Source organism: Segatella sinensis (assembly GCF_040095255.1).
In the GTDB taxonomy this organism is placed as follows: domain Bacteria; phylum Bacteroidota; class Bacteroidia; order Bacteroidales; family Bacteroidaceae; genus Prevotella; species Prevotella sinensis.
In genome coordinates, this window is record NZ_JBBNGE010000063.1 from 1 (window position 1) to 14,521 (window position 14,521).

Sequence of the window (14,521 nt, forward strand, 5' to 3'; positions counted from 1 at the left end):
TCATTAATAACTAATCACTAATCATTAATAACTAATCACTAATCATTAATAACTAATCACTAATCATTAATAACTAACAAAACGTCTTCCACAATCTGCTCATCGAGCAGGCGATTATCCGAAAGCAACTCCTTCACATCGTATCTGTCGTAGAGTCCCTTCCTGATACCGCTCACCATCACCTTCATTTCAGAAGTGCCATAGTAAGAGGCGATACGCTCTCCGAATCCGCCATCCTTCGAGCCATCCTCCAGGGTTACCACCAACTGATGGTTTGCCTTCAGGCTATCCAGTGTCTCGGCATCCACCTCGTTCAGATAACGTGGATTGATGAGCGTAGCATCGATGCCCTTATCAGCCAACAGGCGGACTACATTCTCGCCCTTCTGATAGAACGAACCGGCGGCGATGACTGCCACCTTCTCGCCCTGGTGCATCACCTTGTACTTTGCCTCGTAACCATATTCAGCATCAACGGCTTCGGACGTATGAACCACGCCATTGCTTGGCACGCGGATGGCGATAGCTTTCTTATCCTGCAGAATGCTCCAGCGGAGCATGGCGAAATACTCCTCGCAGGTGGTTGGAGCCAGATAGATGAGTCCCGGAATGCTGCAGAGCATCGGAATATCGAAAAGGCAGATGTGGGTGATGTCGTTCATCGAGTTCACTCCGCCTCCTACCACGTTGATTACGGCTGGGTTGGAATTGATGCAGAGGTCTTGCGCTATCTGGTCGTAGGTACGTTGGATGAAGGTGCTGTAAACGGTCCAGACAGGATGCAATCCGCCCTTCGCCATTCCCGAAATCATCGCTACTGCCTGCTCTTCGGCGATTCCCATATCGATGTGCTGCTTGCCAGCCAGTTGGCGCTTATCGGCAGTAAAGCCACCTGCGGTAGGAGTACCGGCGGTTACGGCGATGAGGGTTTTATCCTGCTTCATCTCGCCCAGCATCCAGTCAGAGAATAATGTACCGTAATCCTCTGTTGGAGCAACCTCCGGGAGGGTTCCATCGGCATTCCTTCTTGGTCGCGAACCGTCTTCCAGATTGAAAGGCATTCCCCAATGCCAAGCCTCCTTATTGGCTACGGCTGGCGCAAATCCATGACCTTTCTCTGTGTGAATGTGAACCACGGTAGGCTTATCCGTATCCTTCACGCTCTCGAAAACCTGGATGAGTTTTTCGATGTCGTTACCCTCTTCCAGATACTTGTATTCAAAGCCCCACGCCTTGAACCAGTTGTGCTCGCAGGTGCCGTTGCTCTCGCGCAAGGCACGCAGGTTCTTATAGATTCCGCCATGATTTTCGGCGATAGACATTTCGTTGTCGTTCACCACGATGATGATGCCCGTGCCGAGTTCCGAAGCCTCATCCAGTCCCTCGAAAGCCTCGCCGCCCGAAAGAGATCCGTCGCCGATAATGGCGATGATGTTCTCATCGGTACCCTTGACGTCGCGCGCCTTCTGCAAACCGGTGGCAAGACTCACGGAAGTGGAAGTATGCCCCACCTCAAAATTGTCATACTCCGGACATTCGGCAGGAGAAGAATAGCCCGAAATGGCATTCATGTCATCCACATCGCCGAGGAATCCCGCAGCTCGTCCGGTGAGCACCTTATGCGGATAACATTGGTGGCTTACGTCAAACACGAACTTATCCTTTGGCGCATTAAAAACGTAGTGAAGCGCCACGGTAGCCTCCACGAATCCCAGGTTCGGTCCCACATGACCGCCATGCTTGCTCACACGGTTCAGCACAGCCTGTCTGGTTTCATCAGCCACCACCTGCAGTTCCTTCAAATCCAGCTTCTTCAAGTCGGCTGGCGACTTTATTTTCTCAATATACATTTTCTTATAGTTTTAATTATGATTTCCGGGTGCAAAGATACGAAGAATCCTGGAAACACGCATTACCCAAACTACAGAAAAAATGAATAATTCTCCCTATTCCTTCACCTCCGTTATTTCCGGATGCTCCATCCGCTCCTGTTTCTTGAGCTTCTTCACCACTTCGGAATAGCTGTGGCGAATCAGGGCCTGGATGAAATCATCTTCCAGCGTGCCATAAAGGTTTACCTGATTCCAGTATTTCTTATTCCAATGCCATGCGCCTTCTATTTCGGGATGCACTTCCCGGAGTTCGAGGGCGTAATCGGCATTACATTTCATCGTAATCAACTCGGGGCGCTCCAGGTCAACACAGGCAAAGATCTTGCCCAAAATGCGAAACACCAAAGTCCGCTCATCAAAAGGAAAAGCCTCGGTTACGAGGGGAAGCGAGAGGCAATACTCTCTAACTGATTCTATATTCATCATTTCTTCTGATTATTTCTGATTAAAATGTTTCTATGTTTTAGGGGACAAAGATAATAAATTCTGATGAAACGGCAAGACTTATCTCATAAAAAAAAAGAAAACTTTAAAATAACTCCCTTATGGGATACCTAAAAATAATCTTTTTGTAACTTTTCAACAAAATATTTGGTAGTTACATAATTTTATTGTAGATTTGCAGCAGACTTTTTAAAGAAGGAGTGCTTATGCAGAAGAAAAAGGATAAAAAACTGATGAAAACCGATGTAAAACTGATGAAAGAAGGACTGCTGTCCCGGATTTTCCATCTCTATTACGATGGTTTCAGGACGATGACCCTGGGCAAGACGTTGTGGGCTGTCATCCTCATCAAACTTGCCATCATCTTCCTGGTGCTCAAGCTCTTTTTCTTTCCGGATTTTATCAATACGAATTCCAAGAACGGAGATAAGGCGGGCTTCGTATCCAAGGAAATTCTGAACAGATAAGACTCTGAATTTCAATCCTATATTATCGGAAGAAATACAAAAACATTATATAATAACAATTTTTAAACCATTCAACTATGATGACAAATCTATTGTTAGACATTACATCAGCCACCATCGACTGGTCGAGGGCGCAATTCGCACTCACAGCCATCTACCATTGGTTATTCGTGCCGCTCACCCTGGGACTGGCAGTAATCATGGGCATTGCCGAAACATGTTACTACCGCACCAACAAACCGTTTTGGAAGCACGTAACCCGTTTCTGGCAAAAACTCTTTGGCGTGAACTTCGCCATGGGCGTTGCCACAGGCATCATCCTGGAATTTGAATTCGGCACCAACTGGAGCAATTACTCCTGGTTTGTGGGCGACGTATTCGGCGCTCCCCTAGCCATAGAAGGCATCCTGGCATTCTTCATGGAGAGCACCTTCGTAGCCGTAATGTTCTTCGGCTGGGATAAGGTGAGCCGGGGCTTCCACCTTGCCTCCACCTGGCTCACGGGACTTGGAGCCACCATTTCTGCCTGGTGGATTCTCGTAGCCAACGCCTGGATGCAATATCCGGTGGGGCAGGAATTCAATCCCGACACCATGCGCTTTGAGATGACCTCCTTCCTGGATGTGGCACTCTCGCCATTCGCCATCAACAAGTTCACCCACACCGTCACCTCATCCTGGATCATCGGAGCCACCTTCGTGGTAGCCGTAAGCTGCTGGTATCTCCTGAAAAAGAGAGAAACCCAACTTGCCAAGGCGAGCATCAAGATGGGTGCCGGAGTAGGACTCATCGCCACCCTGCTGGCTGCGATGACCGGCGACAATTCCGCCTATCGGGTGGCACAGGTGCAGCCAATGAAACTGGCTGCGATGGAAGCATTATATAATGGTGGAAAGGGTGAGAGCCTTACGGCGATAGCAGCCGTTCATCCCTTCTGGCAGCCCGATTACGAAAACGAGCAGGAGCCAGCCATGCGCATCGCCATCCCTAACATGCTCTCGTTCTTAGCCACCCGCACAGCCGATGGCTACGTGCCAGGTGTGAACGATATTCTCAAGGGTTACACCCACGAGGATGGCACCCGTGAACCATCCGTGCAGGAGAAGATAGCCCGGGGAAAGAAGGCGATTGTTGCCCTGAAAACCTATCGCGAAACCAAGGCGAAAGACCAGCTGCCAATCTTGAAGGAGAATATGAAATACTTCGGATATGGTTACATCAAGGACGCCAAGGAACTGGTACCGAGCATCCCGATCTGCTTCTACGCCTTCCGCCTGATGGTGGGAGTAGGCTGCCTGCTCATCCTCTTCTTCGCCCTCAGCCTATTCTTGGTTTATAAGAAGGAAATCGCCCAATACCGATGGTTCCTCATTTCCGCCATCATCATGATTCCGCTGGCTTACATCGCCTCAGAATCGGGCTGGATAGTAGCAGAAATCGGTCGCCAGCCTTGGACCATCCAAGACCTGCTGCCGGTTAGCGCCGCCATCTCCGACATCGAGGCAGGCAGCGTGGCCACCACCTTCTTCATCTTCCTGGCACTCTTCACCACCATGCTTGCCGTAGAAATCAGCATCCTGGTGAAGCAGATTAAGAAAGGACCGGAATATGAATAATCTCTCTGATAATCAATGTTTTTTCAGAAAGATTTCGAAAAGAATCATAGGATAGTTTTTCAGTAAACAACAAAACCCGAAAGTATTATGACATACGAATTTTTGCAATCATACTGGTGGTTCCTCGTATCATTATTAGGAGCCCTGCTGGTGTTTCTCATGTTTGTACAGGGAGCCAACACCTTGATTTTCTGTTTGGGAAAAACAGAAGAAGAGCGTCGCCTCATCATCAACTCTACGGGGCGGAAGTGGGAGTTCACCTTCACCACGCTCGTCACCTTCGGCGGAGCCTTCTTCGCCTCATTCCCATTGTTCTACAGCACCAGTTTCGGCGGAGCCTACTGGCTGTGGATGATCATCCTGTTCTCGTTTGTGATTCAGGCCGTGAGCTATGAATTCCAGAACAAGATAGGTAATTTTCTTGGACCAAAGACCTTTCAGATCTGCCTCATCATCAACGGCATCGTGGGGCCGCTGCTCCTTGGCGGCGCCGTAGCCACCTTCTTCAACGGCAGCAATTTTCTGATAGACAAGGGCAATATTACCAACGGTCTGCAACCCGTCATCAGCCGCTGGGCAAACGCCAGTCATGGTCTCGATGCCCTGCTTGACCCATGGAACGTGGTACTGGGACTTGCCGTACTGATGCTAGCCCGCATCCTGGGCATGCTCTACATCAAGAACAACATCGAACACCAGCAGATTCAGGAGCGCTGCACCCGCCAGTTGCCATGGAATGCCCTGATTTTCCTTTTGTTCTTCCTGCCATTTCTCATCAGATTACTGGTAAAGGATGGATTCAGCACTTCTTCTTCCAGCATTACGATAGAGAGCATGAAGTATCTTCACAATCTCCTGGAGATGCCAATCTTGCCTGTAATATTATTAATAGGAATAGTGCTCGTACTCTTCGGCATTTACAAGTCATCGAGAAGCGTGCAGTATAGAAAGGGTATCTGGTTTACGGGCATCGGAACCGTGCTCACCGTGCTGGTTCTGCTGCTGATAGCCGGCTGGAACAACACCGCCTACTATCCGTCGAACATCGACCTTCAGAGTTCGCTCACCCTCGCCAACAGCTGCAGCAGCGAGTTCACGCTCCGCACCATGGCGATAGTTTCCCTCCTCATCCCGTTCGTCCTAGCCTACATCGTCTTCGCCTGGCGTGCCATCGACCGCAAGCGCATCACGCAGGAAGAAATAGAGCAGGGAGAAGCGTATTAAATATGCGCCACACGCCCTGAAAGGGCAGAAGCTCCTAGCCCAGGGTAACACCCTGGGTAAACATGCAAGCAACAACGTCGCCCTGTAAGGGCAAAAGCTTTACCATTGCCACGTTTTAAAGCTTTTGCCCTTACAGGGCGCATTGCTAAAATCTTGCTAAACCCCAGGGTGTTACCCTGGGCTAGGAGCTTTTGGACCTTCAGCCCGTACTTGAACCACATGCGAATGTTCTGATTTTTATAGCTCTATCACTTCCAAATCATCCGGAACGAAGATTCTACCCTTGAAGTTCTCAGCAGCTTCACGGGTATAATTTTCTTTACGAGTAGCCAGCGTTTTCTCCTCCGTATGATAAAGAATGAGATTCTTCACCCCCAGTTCCTCCGCCAGTTTTCCGGCATCAAGCGCCGTACTGTGGCATTTCTCGTAAGGTTTGAACGTATCTCGGTCGGCATAGAGGCAGAACGCCTCGCACATCATCCAGTCCGCCCCCTCTATGTAGCGACGGTTCTGCTCGTTATAAGGCTCATCGCCCAGACACGCCAAAACCAAAGGTTTAGCATGATTATCTTCAGAAGCATTATCAGATGCAGCATTATCTTCAGAAACAGCAGGCAACTCAGCTCGGAATCCAAACTGCTTCTCCTTAGTAGATTGAATATCAAAGCATTCCATCTTCATATCCCCCACTTCGAAACAATCACCATCTTCCAGCTGATGGAACACCACCCTTTCAGCCACCTTAGCCAGTTGCTTCTTGGCAAGAATCATGTCGATGATGGTTTTGATCACCTTCATCACCTTGTCGTTGCCATACACGTGCAGCAATCCCTCGTACCCCTTGCATTGAGCCACCATTCGGATTACCCAGATCACACCCAGCACATGGTCGGTATGCGCATGGGTAACAAAGAGGTGATGAATATCAGAAATCTGAACATTCACCTTCTTCAGCTGCGCCAGTATTCCGTTTCCTCCGCCCGCATCCACCAGCATCAGGGTGCTGGAAGTCTGGAGCACAAAACAGGTATTATAAATCTGGGAAACCGTAGCATTTCCCGTTCCGAGCATCGTAATTTGATTCATCTTTTCGCTATTTTCGTTATAATTTATATTTTGTTTTATCTCAATCTCCCTCATCAGGAATAGATACCCTCAGCATCAGGAATAGATTTCCTCATCAGCAGGAAGAGTTCTCCTCATCATCAGGAAGATTTGATTCACTTATTACTGAGAAGATTCACGTCCGCAAAACTACTCATTTTTTGATAAACCACCAAGAAAAAGCCCCAAAAACTTTGCTTATTCCAAATAATAATCTTAACTTTGCGACATAAAACAAAAAATGGTTTCGATTATGGCAAAAATAGAAAGAACATATAATCCGGATGCAGTTCTCTTTGGCAATACAAACAAGGGGATGAACTATTCGTTCACCCCCACTCTCAATTCATTGCTCAATCTTCCATTTGCCTTCCCCGTACCATTTAACCACTTGACTTGCGGTATAAGGCTCAAAATCCCAGTCGCGGGAGTGCATGAACATGTTTGTCTCGGGGTCCCAATACCAATAATGGGTGGAACTTAGGCCATAGCCCAAATTGAGTCTGCATTCTTTCTCCTTATTAGGATGTTCCTTCAGATAGTTAAGCAGCTCAATAGTTGAAATCCATTGTTTTTCCATAAATTTCGTTGTTAAATTCTACAATATAATTATCAAACACGTTGCAAAGATAGAAGATCCTATCGAAATGAGCAAATCAATTAGATCTTCTTAGATCGATACCCATGGGATTTAGATCTTCTTAGATCCGACTTAAAAATAAGATTATAAAACAACATATAAATCAGACTTTTATTATGGTAGATAAAAATATTTTTAAATTAGAAGGGAAAAGCCAGGAACAGGTGAAGGAGGCCTTTCTGGAGTTTCTGAAGATAGACAACATTAAGCCCGGTGGTTACGCCAGCGTAGGCTCGAACAGGATTACGGCAAGCGCCACCAAATGACAAGCCTAAGATGCCACGTAAGAAAATATAAAGATTTTCTTGACTATTGCGAGCGCCTTATCGGCAAGCCTATCTACGATTTTGACAAAGATCCCGACAAGCCTTTTATCAACGCTGCTCAATTCAAGAAGATTGTCTCCCTGCTCAGAACCAAGAAGAACATCATTCTCGAAGGGGCCCCTGGCGTGGGCAAGACCTTCCTCGCCAGAAAGATAGCCTATCAGCTGATTGGAGAATTAAAGGATGAGAACATCGAGATGGTGCAGTTTCATCAATCCTACAGTTATGAGGATTTCGTGCAGGGCATCCGCCCTTCTGAGGAGGGTGGCTTTGAACGGAAAAATGGCATTTTCTTTGACTTCTGCAGCAAGGCTAGGCGTTCGCCCGACCAGCAGTTTGTCTTCATCATCGACGAGATAAATCGCGGAAACATCAGCAAGATTCTAGGCGAACTGATGATGCTGATAGAGGCCGACAAGCGCAAGAAGCAGTATGCCATCAAGCTTACCTACAGCAACGAAGATGATGAACGCTTCTTTGTGCCCAAGAATGTTTATCTGATAGGCTGCATGAACACCGCCGACCGCTCGCTCGCCATCGTGGATTACGCTCTGCGCCGCCGATTCAGATTCATCTCTATCAAACCAGAGTTCAACGAAGCTTTCATCAATTTTCTGGAAGGAAAAGGCATCAGCAAGGAGAATGCGGAGCTGGTGGTGAGCAAGGTGAAAGCGGCCAACGAGGTGATTTCCTGTATTGATAGAGGGTTGGAGATCGGGCACAGTTATTTCTGCCAGACAGAGGGTTGTGAAGATTTTTCCGCCTGGTGGAAAGATATTTGCGAGTATGAGCTTTTCCCGTATCTTCATGAAATCTGCTTCGATGATGAGGATAAGTATGAATTGATTTGCAACAAACTGAAGTTCTGAGATGCAACAGAAAATTCCTATAGAGAATCTGTATTACCTGCTCTGTTATGCCTGGGACGTAAGCGACCAGCTTGACCGGGTGAAGGTGGATGGCGAGAAATGCCATTCGCTGGAGAACTTATTGTCAATGGTTTTGATTCATGTTTGCGACAGGCTGTTGCGCCGAGGGCTTGTAAGAGAGTATCGGTTTGAGGAGCAGGAGGTGGAGGGTGTTCGTGGCAAGCTGAATCTTGCAGAGACCTTGAAGAGCGGTAAGCATCTGAATGGCAGAACTATCTGCCAGGTGGATGAATTAACGCAGGATGTGATCATCAACCGGGTTATCTTTTCTACCTTGAAGAGGCTGATGAGGATAGAGGGTATTGATGAGGACATCAGAGTGAGGTTACGGAAGACTTTGGCAAGATTTCCTCATATTGAGGAGATTCGCGTTACAGGGGGATTGCTGGAGCGGCTTCTAGGGAATCATCCTGGGCATCTTACGGGGCATTTTACGGGGCATCGACATCATGGGGTTTATTTGCTGGCGCTGAATGTCTGCAAGTTGATTTGGGATTCTACGCTTCCTGTCAAGGATAAAGACGGACGACTGGAGTTTGTGGATTTCACGGAGGATGAGTTCCGGATGAACTGCATCTTTGAGCGATTCCTGATGAATTTCTGCAAGCAGCATTGCCGGGAGGAATATCCGGAGGTGCATAGGGAATACATTGATTTTCAGCTTTCTCCGTTCGGGATGATGTTTAAGGAGGCGGGCGAGGCTCTGCCGATGATGGAGACCGACATGACGCTTTTCAATCCGGATACGCTGGATAAGCATATTCTTGATGCCAAGTTTTACAGAGAGGCGCTGGTTTCGAAGTATGGCGGCAGGGAAAAGGTGCGCAGGGAGCATCTCTCGCAGATTCTTTCTTATGTGATGAACCAGGAAGACCGGAGCAAGCCGCATACTCTGAATGCTTGCGGCACCCTGGTTTACCCCACCGTGGATGCGGATTTCGACTTTTCTTATAGGTATAAGGAGGGCGGGCATCGCATCTATGTGAGGACTGTGAACCTGGGGCAACCGTGGCGAAAGATTGAGGAACGGGTGAAGGAGATTGTGACAAAACGCAGCTTTTAATATTAAACAACGTGATTTTTTCACGAAAACAGAGTTTTAATTTTGCACTTCTGCTTTTTTATCGTATATTTGCACCACAATAAAAAAGAACAGCTATGATACAGGAATTTCAAATACAAAACTTCTTCAGCATCAGGGAAAGGCAAACGCTAAGTTTCCTTCCTACTAATGATGACAAGATGAGAAGCCAATACCTATACGAAGTGGCAGAAGGTGTTGAACTCCTCAAGATTGGTATCGTGTATGGTAGCAACGCCAGTGGCAAAACCACCCTGCTCGATGCCCTGTCATTCTTCCGCCGCACCATGCTCGACAAGCCGGAAAACAAGAATATGGGAATGGGGTACGTTCCTTTTCTTCTGGATAATCACAGCCGCAAGAAGCACTTCCTGTTACAGATGCTGAAAGCGAGCGACTTTATTTACCATTCCTTGGAAGTATTTATCTAGATAAGGAGGATTAGACCGAGTTGTATGGAGAGTATAAAAACATTATATAGAAAACTTAATAATATAGATAAAAATGAATTTTGAGATTACAGCAATCAGATACCAAATGCCTGGAAAGGATTTCGAGGAAAAGACCAAAAATGCCAAAGATTTTGTAGCACAGCTACCTATTCCATCTATGGTCTATTTGAAAAGAGAACCAGATAATGTTTATAGTTCAAACGCTATCGCCGTGTACTATCAGAACTACAACAAGATTGGTTATATATCAGAAAACTATACAAAAGAAATACAACGTGTATTTCCCCCAGAGCTGTCCTCTACAACAATAGTAAAGGCTAAGGTGATAGGCAAGATTGGCAACATCACTTTAACGGCAGATGTTGACACCCCCAAGGAATGCCTATTGGCCCCCGAACCATACAAAAGACGAATCGCTCCATCCCCATTTGATATTTCCATGCCATTCATGGAGGAAGAGAATAAGATTGAATTGGTTACTAACTTACTGCTACCAAGAGATTTTAATGATAAGGATGCCGAAGAACTCATTAATCTAAGTGAGTACTACTACAGCCAAATTCCCCTAACACTCTGCGATGTTGATTGCAAAAACACAAGTCGCATTCTCAACAAGTTGAAAGATTTCACAAACAATCACCCTGCAATATCAAGTTCAACTAAAAAGAAATTAGAAGATCTCTGCCATAAAATCCAGAACCTTGTGGCAAATATACATAGAGAAGAGGATAGAAACAAGATTTACGAGAACCATCTGGCTAGAATGAAAGAGTTTTTCTCAAATGAAAAGGATGGATTTTTTAAAAGATACGACGACAACTATCTAAAAGCACCATTGGGTCTGGCTAAAACGGATATTCTAAAATCTGAACTCAACAGACTGACAGATTGGCTAGACAAAGTGCCAAGAGGTATATTCCACTCCCACAACTTGCAAAAGAAAGATATCGTACCACAAATGCGTTATCTGCACCTTTCAAGAAGAGAAATGTATGATATCATGGGTACCGAACTTGTGGTTTTAAGACTCAAAGAGCAACTCTATCAAAACGAGTCAATGTCTAATCAGGAATCCAATACAGACCAACAAAACGTAGTTCCTGATGAAGTAATCATCCCACACGACTGTAGAGAAGCTATTATTAAAGTAATGAAGCCTACATTTACTTTACCCAATGGAGTTGTGATGAATTCAAGAAATCAAATTATAAAAGCAGCTTCTGTGATTGACTTGACAACCAATGTACAGGTAGCTATGATGATGGCTGTTGCCATGGAAGTAAAAGCAATTCGCCCAGGAACAAAGTGTATTGATTTTATCCGTGCCTTGATTGGAATTGGAGTGCTAAAGTATAGCGATGAAAAAGCCATAAAAAATATGGCAGATGGAATGAACAGAAAATTGCACGGAAGCCAGAAGAAGGACAAAAAAGTACCTTCACTCCCACCAAAGCATTTACAATGGACGGGAACTGATAGAAATATCGGAGATGCTATCTACAAAGCAATGACAACAGAAGATGTATAATCTATTGTTTCCTGAAAACTAAATACGCTATAGAAAGCGGCAACGATTATCCTACCAAAGGATAGTTGTTGCCGCTTTTTGCGTTTTTAGGGTTCCGATTGATTCCTTGATTCTATTCCGATTGATTCCGAATGATTCCGAATGACTCCGAAAACACTGAATTTCAACGATTTAAAACGAAGAAATTTGCACTTACACGAATATTTCGCCTTAACTTTGCATCAGCTTTCAGCAAGATCGGAGCCACAAACTAAAGAGCCTTAAAGGAAGGTTAGGTCTTGCTTTATTAAGATTATGAACGCAAAATTGATGCGCGTGGTGCAGCAGGGCGAGGCCTTCGCTGTGCAGAGTCAGAAGAGTGAGAACGGGCAGCTCATGAAATGCAATATCGTGCTGCAGGAAATGGGCGGAAAGTTTGAGAACCAATACGTGGCTACGATGCTCGGAAACATGGCCACGTTTAAACTGGCACCGGGCGACGTGGTGGCGGTGACGCTCAGATTTTCTACACGTGAATATAACGGACAGGTGTTCCAGGATATTCTCTTGACGGATTTTTATAAATTTAATTGATTCGAAATCAGTGTCATCAGTTCCACTGATTCGAAATTACTTGAATTAGTTTAAAATTATTAACCGAGTGGAGTGAGTAAGGAATCTCCGGAGGTAAGTAGCGCTACGTTTCTCACTTTCTTTGCTCTTAAATTCACTAAGGTTATGAAAAAGTATTTTAATGACATCCACAAGTTGATGAACTGCCAGCACACTCAGAAGAGCGGCATGGCTTATTACGATGATACTCATTATTTTCTGTTTGCACCCGATAATCCCGTGGTGGGCAGCATGCCCCGCTTCCATCGTCTCGGCATTGCACAGCAGTTGAACGACGGCTCCTTCGAATTCGTTCCGAAGCCGCAGCTCAAGACGCAGTCGCTGCTGATCAAGAAACTGGCGCACGGTCGTGTGTCGAAGACCAAGGATGGTGCCATTCAGCTCACCCTGAAGGTTTACTGCGATGAGGGTGTGAACATCAGCGAGACAATTGCTGCCGAGGCTCTGATGGCACGAGATGCCATCGTGGAGTATCAGCTGAAGAGATAGAACAAAGAAGGATTTGGGGCTTTCTAGAAGAAGAGGAATAAAAGGAAGAGGAATAAGAAGAACAAAATCTTCCAATATTCCAGTTCTTCCAATATTCCAAAAAGGGTATTTCAAGACAAAACCTCTTTTTATAGATTCTATAACTAATTAATATATAGATAGTTATATAAAGAAAGAAGAGAAAGGAAATCCTCAAAAAAATAACTGGAAGAACTGGAATTGGAAGATTTTCCAAATCCCCACTTCCTCTAGAAAGCTCATTATCAAACTATTATCGAAAAATGAACAAGACAAAATTGAAGTACGACATTACAAAAAACGCCGCTCCGAAGATGCCAAAACTGGGAAAAGGCACCGAATGTGTGCAACTTTTGCTCTCTCAGGTATCAAAAGACATGCACGAACCCCTTGTTCCGATGCTCTTCCCTATTCTTGGAGCGCAGGTCAGCGGCACGGAATTTCAGTATCCCGACCTCAGTTGGAAGGAATCATGTGGCATGATGGCCAATCTCGTTGCCGATTCGGGCTGCAACAAGGGACAATTGGGAAACTTAGTGGAAGCCATCTGCCGAAACTTTCGAGAACATGATGAGAAGGAATTGGAGAAACTCGTGGAGTGGCAGAAACAGATAAAATCCAAGTCGGCCAACAAGGAAAAGCCTGTAAGACCCGACGTGAGTTTCTGGTTTCCACCTGCCGATGTAACCAATGCCGCCTTTATCCTGAACGCCATGGGATGCGAGAACCTGGGCGAGAGAACGCAGTACCTGAATCTGCCCGAGGTAGAGATGGCCGACAGGATGTGCGGCGGGCATAAACAAATTTCGCAGATGCTGCGCAATATCTACGACCGCCAACGCTCGGGAGCATTAAGAGCTACAGCCGATGGCGTGACCGGTAATCCGGTGCTCCGTGCCAACCTCACCATCTCCTCCACTCCGTATGCAGCCCGTAAGTTCTATAAGAACGAACTCTTCAATGGTACATTCGGGCGAATGGTGTTCTCGTATAAGGCGAGAATGGGACGTGACGGCAGAATTCCGAGACAGGGAAAATATGATGAGGCTTTCTATAAGAAGCTGGATGAGTATATTGTGAAGCTAAGCATCTGCAAGGGCAGGTTCATCATCAAGCCACTGAATAAACTTACTGACCAGCTGGCTCAAGACATGGCTACACTTGCCGATTTAACTGACGACGATGTTTTCTGGGACATTTCGAAGCGTTCCATCGTGTCGGCGTGGAAGGCGGGTTGCCTGCTCTGGGTGCTGAATAACCAGACTTGGACGAAGTCGATAGGCGAGCTGGTGGAGTGGCTGGTGTATCACGACCTTTGGAGCAAAGCGCAGCTTTTCGCAGATTTGCTGAACCAGGATGCCGACTCGGTGAGCGAGGCTCAGAGAAGAGGGCCGAAGAACCTGCTCGATGATCTGCCTAATCCATTTAACGAGGCGCAACTTGAAGCACTCCGCATTTCGCAGGGAAAGACGAAGGAGGGCACGAAAAACCAACTTTACAAGTGGGTGTATCGCAAGTTCATCACCTATTGCAACCAGACGGGGCTTTACACGAAGACGCAGGAGTATCTTACGGGGTCGCCGGGAGCTAAGGTTAAGAGTGAGATGAAATGATGATTTGAACCTTAATTCCGCAACACTATAATTTAATATTTTTTATAAGTACCTGAGCAACAAAAAGTTGCTCAGGATTTTGCCAT

General features: G+C 46.2%; 15 protein-coding genes. 11 read left to right on the plus strand and 4 right to left on the minus strand.

All coding sequences use genetic code 11. The features are described from left to right. Positions 1-59: 59 nt before the first annotated feature. Positions 60-1,850, minus strand: a complete 1,791-nt coding sequence (locus tag AAAT87_RS13355; RefSeq protein WP_349226680.1) for a 1-deoxy-D-xylulose-5-phosphate synthase — start codon at positions 1,848-1,850, stop codon at positions 60-62. Positions 1,851-1,946: 96 nt separating this feature from the next. After that, on the minus strand, positions 1,947-2,315 hold the full coding sequence (locus tag AAAT87_RS13360; protein ID WP_298532295.1) for an MmcQ/YjbR family DNA-binding protein: 369 nt from the start codon (positions 2,313-2,315) through the stop codon (positions 1,947-1,949). Positions 2,316-2,542: 227 nt separating this feature from the next. On the opposite strand from AAAT87_RS13360, the gene AAAT87_RS13365 reads away from it, so the two are divergent. From AAAT87_RS13365 to cydB, 3 genes are all read left to right on the plus strand, one after another. After that, the gene (locus tag AAAT87_RS13365) at positions 2,543-2,803 is read left to right on the plus strand and encodes a DUF4492 domain-containing protein (RefSeq protein WP_349226681.1); all 261 of its coding nucleotides are present in this window, start codon (positions 2,543-2,545) and stop codon (positions 2,801-2,803) included. An 80-nt stretch (positions 2,804-2,883) separates the two neighbouring features. Further along, positions 2,884-4,419: a cytochrome ubiquinol oxidase subunit I gene (locus AAAT87_RS13370; protein WP_349226692.1), complete on the plus strand. Its 1,536-nt coding sequence runs from the start codon at positions 2,884-2,886 to the stop codon at positions 4,417-4,419. An 87-nt stretch (positions 4,420-4,506) separates the two neighbouring features. After that, positions 4,507-5,643: a cytochrome d ubiquinol oxidase subunit II gene (gene cydB / locus AAAT87_RS13375; protein ID WP_349226682.1), complete on the plus strand. Its 1,137-nt coding sequence runs from the start codon at positions 4,507-4,509 to the stop codon at positions 5,641-5,643. A 237-nt stretch (positions 5,644-5,880) separates the two neighbouring features. Here the strand turns inward: cydB and AAAT87_RS13380 are convergent, their stop codons facing one another. Together AAAT87_RS13380 and AAAT87_RS13385 are read right to left on the minus strand one after the other, a co-directional pair. After that, positions 5,881-6,729 carry an MBL fold metallo-hydrolase gene (locus AAAT87_RS13380; RefSeq protein WP_349226683.1) on the minus strand — a complete coding sequence of 283 codons (849 nt, stop codon included), beginning with the start codon at positions 6,727-6,729 and terminating at the stop codon, positions 5,881-5,883. A gap of 364 nt (positions 6,730-7,093) precedes the next feature. Further along, the gene (locus AAAT87_RS13385) at positions 7,094-7,327 is read right to left on the minus strand and encodes a hypothetical protein (protein WP_349226684.1); all 234 of its coding nucleotides are present in this window, start codon (positions 7,325-7,327) and stop codon (positions 7,094-7,096) included. A 176-nt stretch (positions 7,328-7,503) separates the two neighbouring features. Here AAAT87_RS13385 and AAAT87_RS13390 point away from each other — a divergent pair, with 176 nt between their 5' ends. The 8 genes from AAAT87_RS13390 (at position 7,504) to AAAT87_RS13425 (ending at position 14,435) form a co-directional block, all read left to right on the plus strand. Next, complete coding sequence (locus tag AAAT87_RS13390) at positions 7,504-7,653, plus strand: hypothetical protein (RefSeq protein WP_349226685.1); 150 nt, start codon at positions 7,504-7,506, stop codon at positions 7,651-7,653. Further along, on the plus strand, positions 7,650-8,582 hold the full coding sequence (locus AAAT87_RS13395; RefSeq protein WP_349226686.1) for an AAA family ATPase: 933 nt from the start codon (positions 7,650-7,652) through the stop codon (positions 8,580-8,582). Before AAAT87_RS13390 ends, AAAT87_RS13395 begins: the two co-directional genes overlap by 4 nt. A 1-nt stretch (position 8,583) precedes the next feature. Further along, entirely contained in the window at positions 8,584-9,705 is a 1,122-nt protein-coding gene (locus AAAT87_RS13400) for a 5-methylcytosine restriction system specificity protein McrC (protein WP_349226687.1), read from the plus strand. 95 nt (positions 9,706-9,800) lie between these two features. Next, positions 9,801-10,154: an AAA family ATPase gene (locus AAAT87_RS13405; RefSeq protein ID WP_349226688.1), complete on the plus strand. Its 354-nt coding sequence runs from the start codon at positions 9,801-9,803 to the stop codon at positions 10,152-10,154. 73 nt (positions 10,155-10,227) lie between these two features. After that, on the plus strand, positions 10,228-11,703 hold the full coding sequence (locus AAAT87_RS13410; RefSeq protein ID WP_349226689.1) for an HIRAN domain-containing protein: 1,476 nt from the start codon (positions 10,228-10,230) through the stop codon (positions 11,701-11,703). Positions 11,704-11,997: 294 nt separating this feature from the next. Continuing rightward, a complete protein-coding gene (locus tag AAAT87_RS13415; protein WP_298583783.1) occupies positions 11,998-12,276 on the plus strand; it encodes a DUF3127 domain-containing protein in 279 nt (92 codons plus the stop codon). Positions 12,277-12,420: 144 nt separating this feature from the next. Continuing rightward, positions 12,421-12,804, plus strand: a complete 384-nt coding sequence (locus AAAT87_RS13420; RefSeq protein ID WP_349226690.1) for a hypothetical protein — start codon at positions 12,421-12,423, stop codon at positions 12,802-12,804. Between the two features lie 281 nt (positions 12,805-13,085). Further along, on the plus strand, positions 13,086-14,435 hold the full coding sequence (locus tag AAAT87_RS13425; RefSeq protein WP_349226691.1) for a hypothetical protein: 1,350 nt from the start codon (positions 13,086-13,088) through the stop codon (positions 14,433-14,435). The last annotated feature ends 86 nt before the right edge of the window (positions 14,436-14,521 follow it).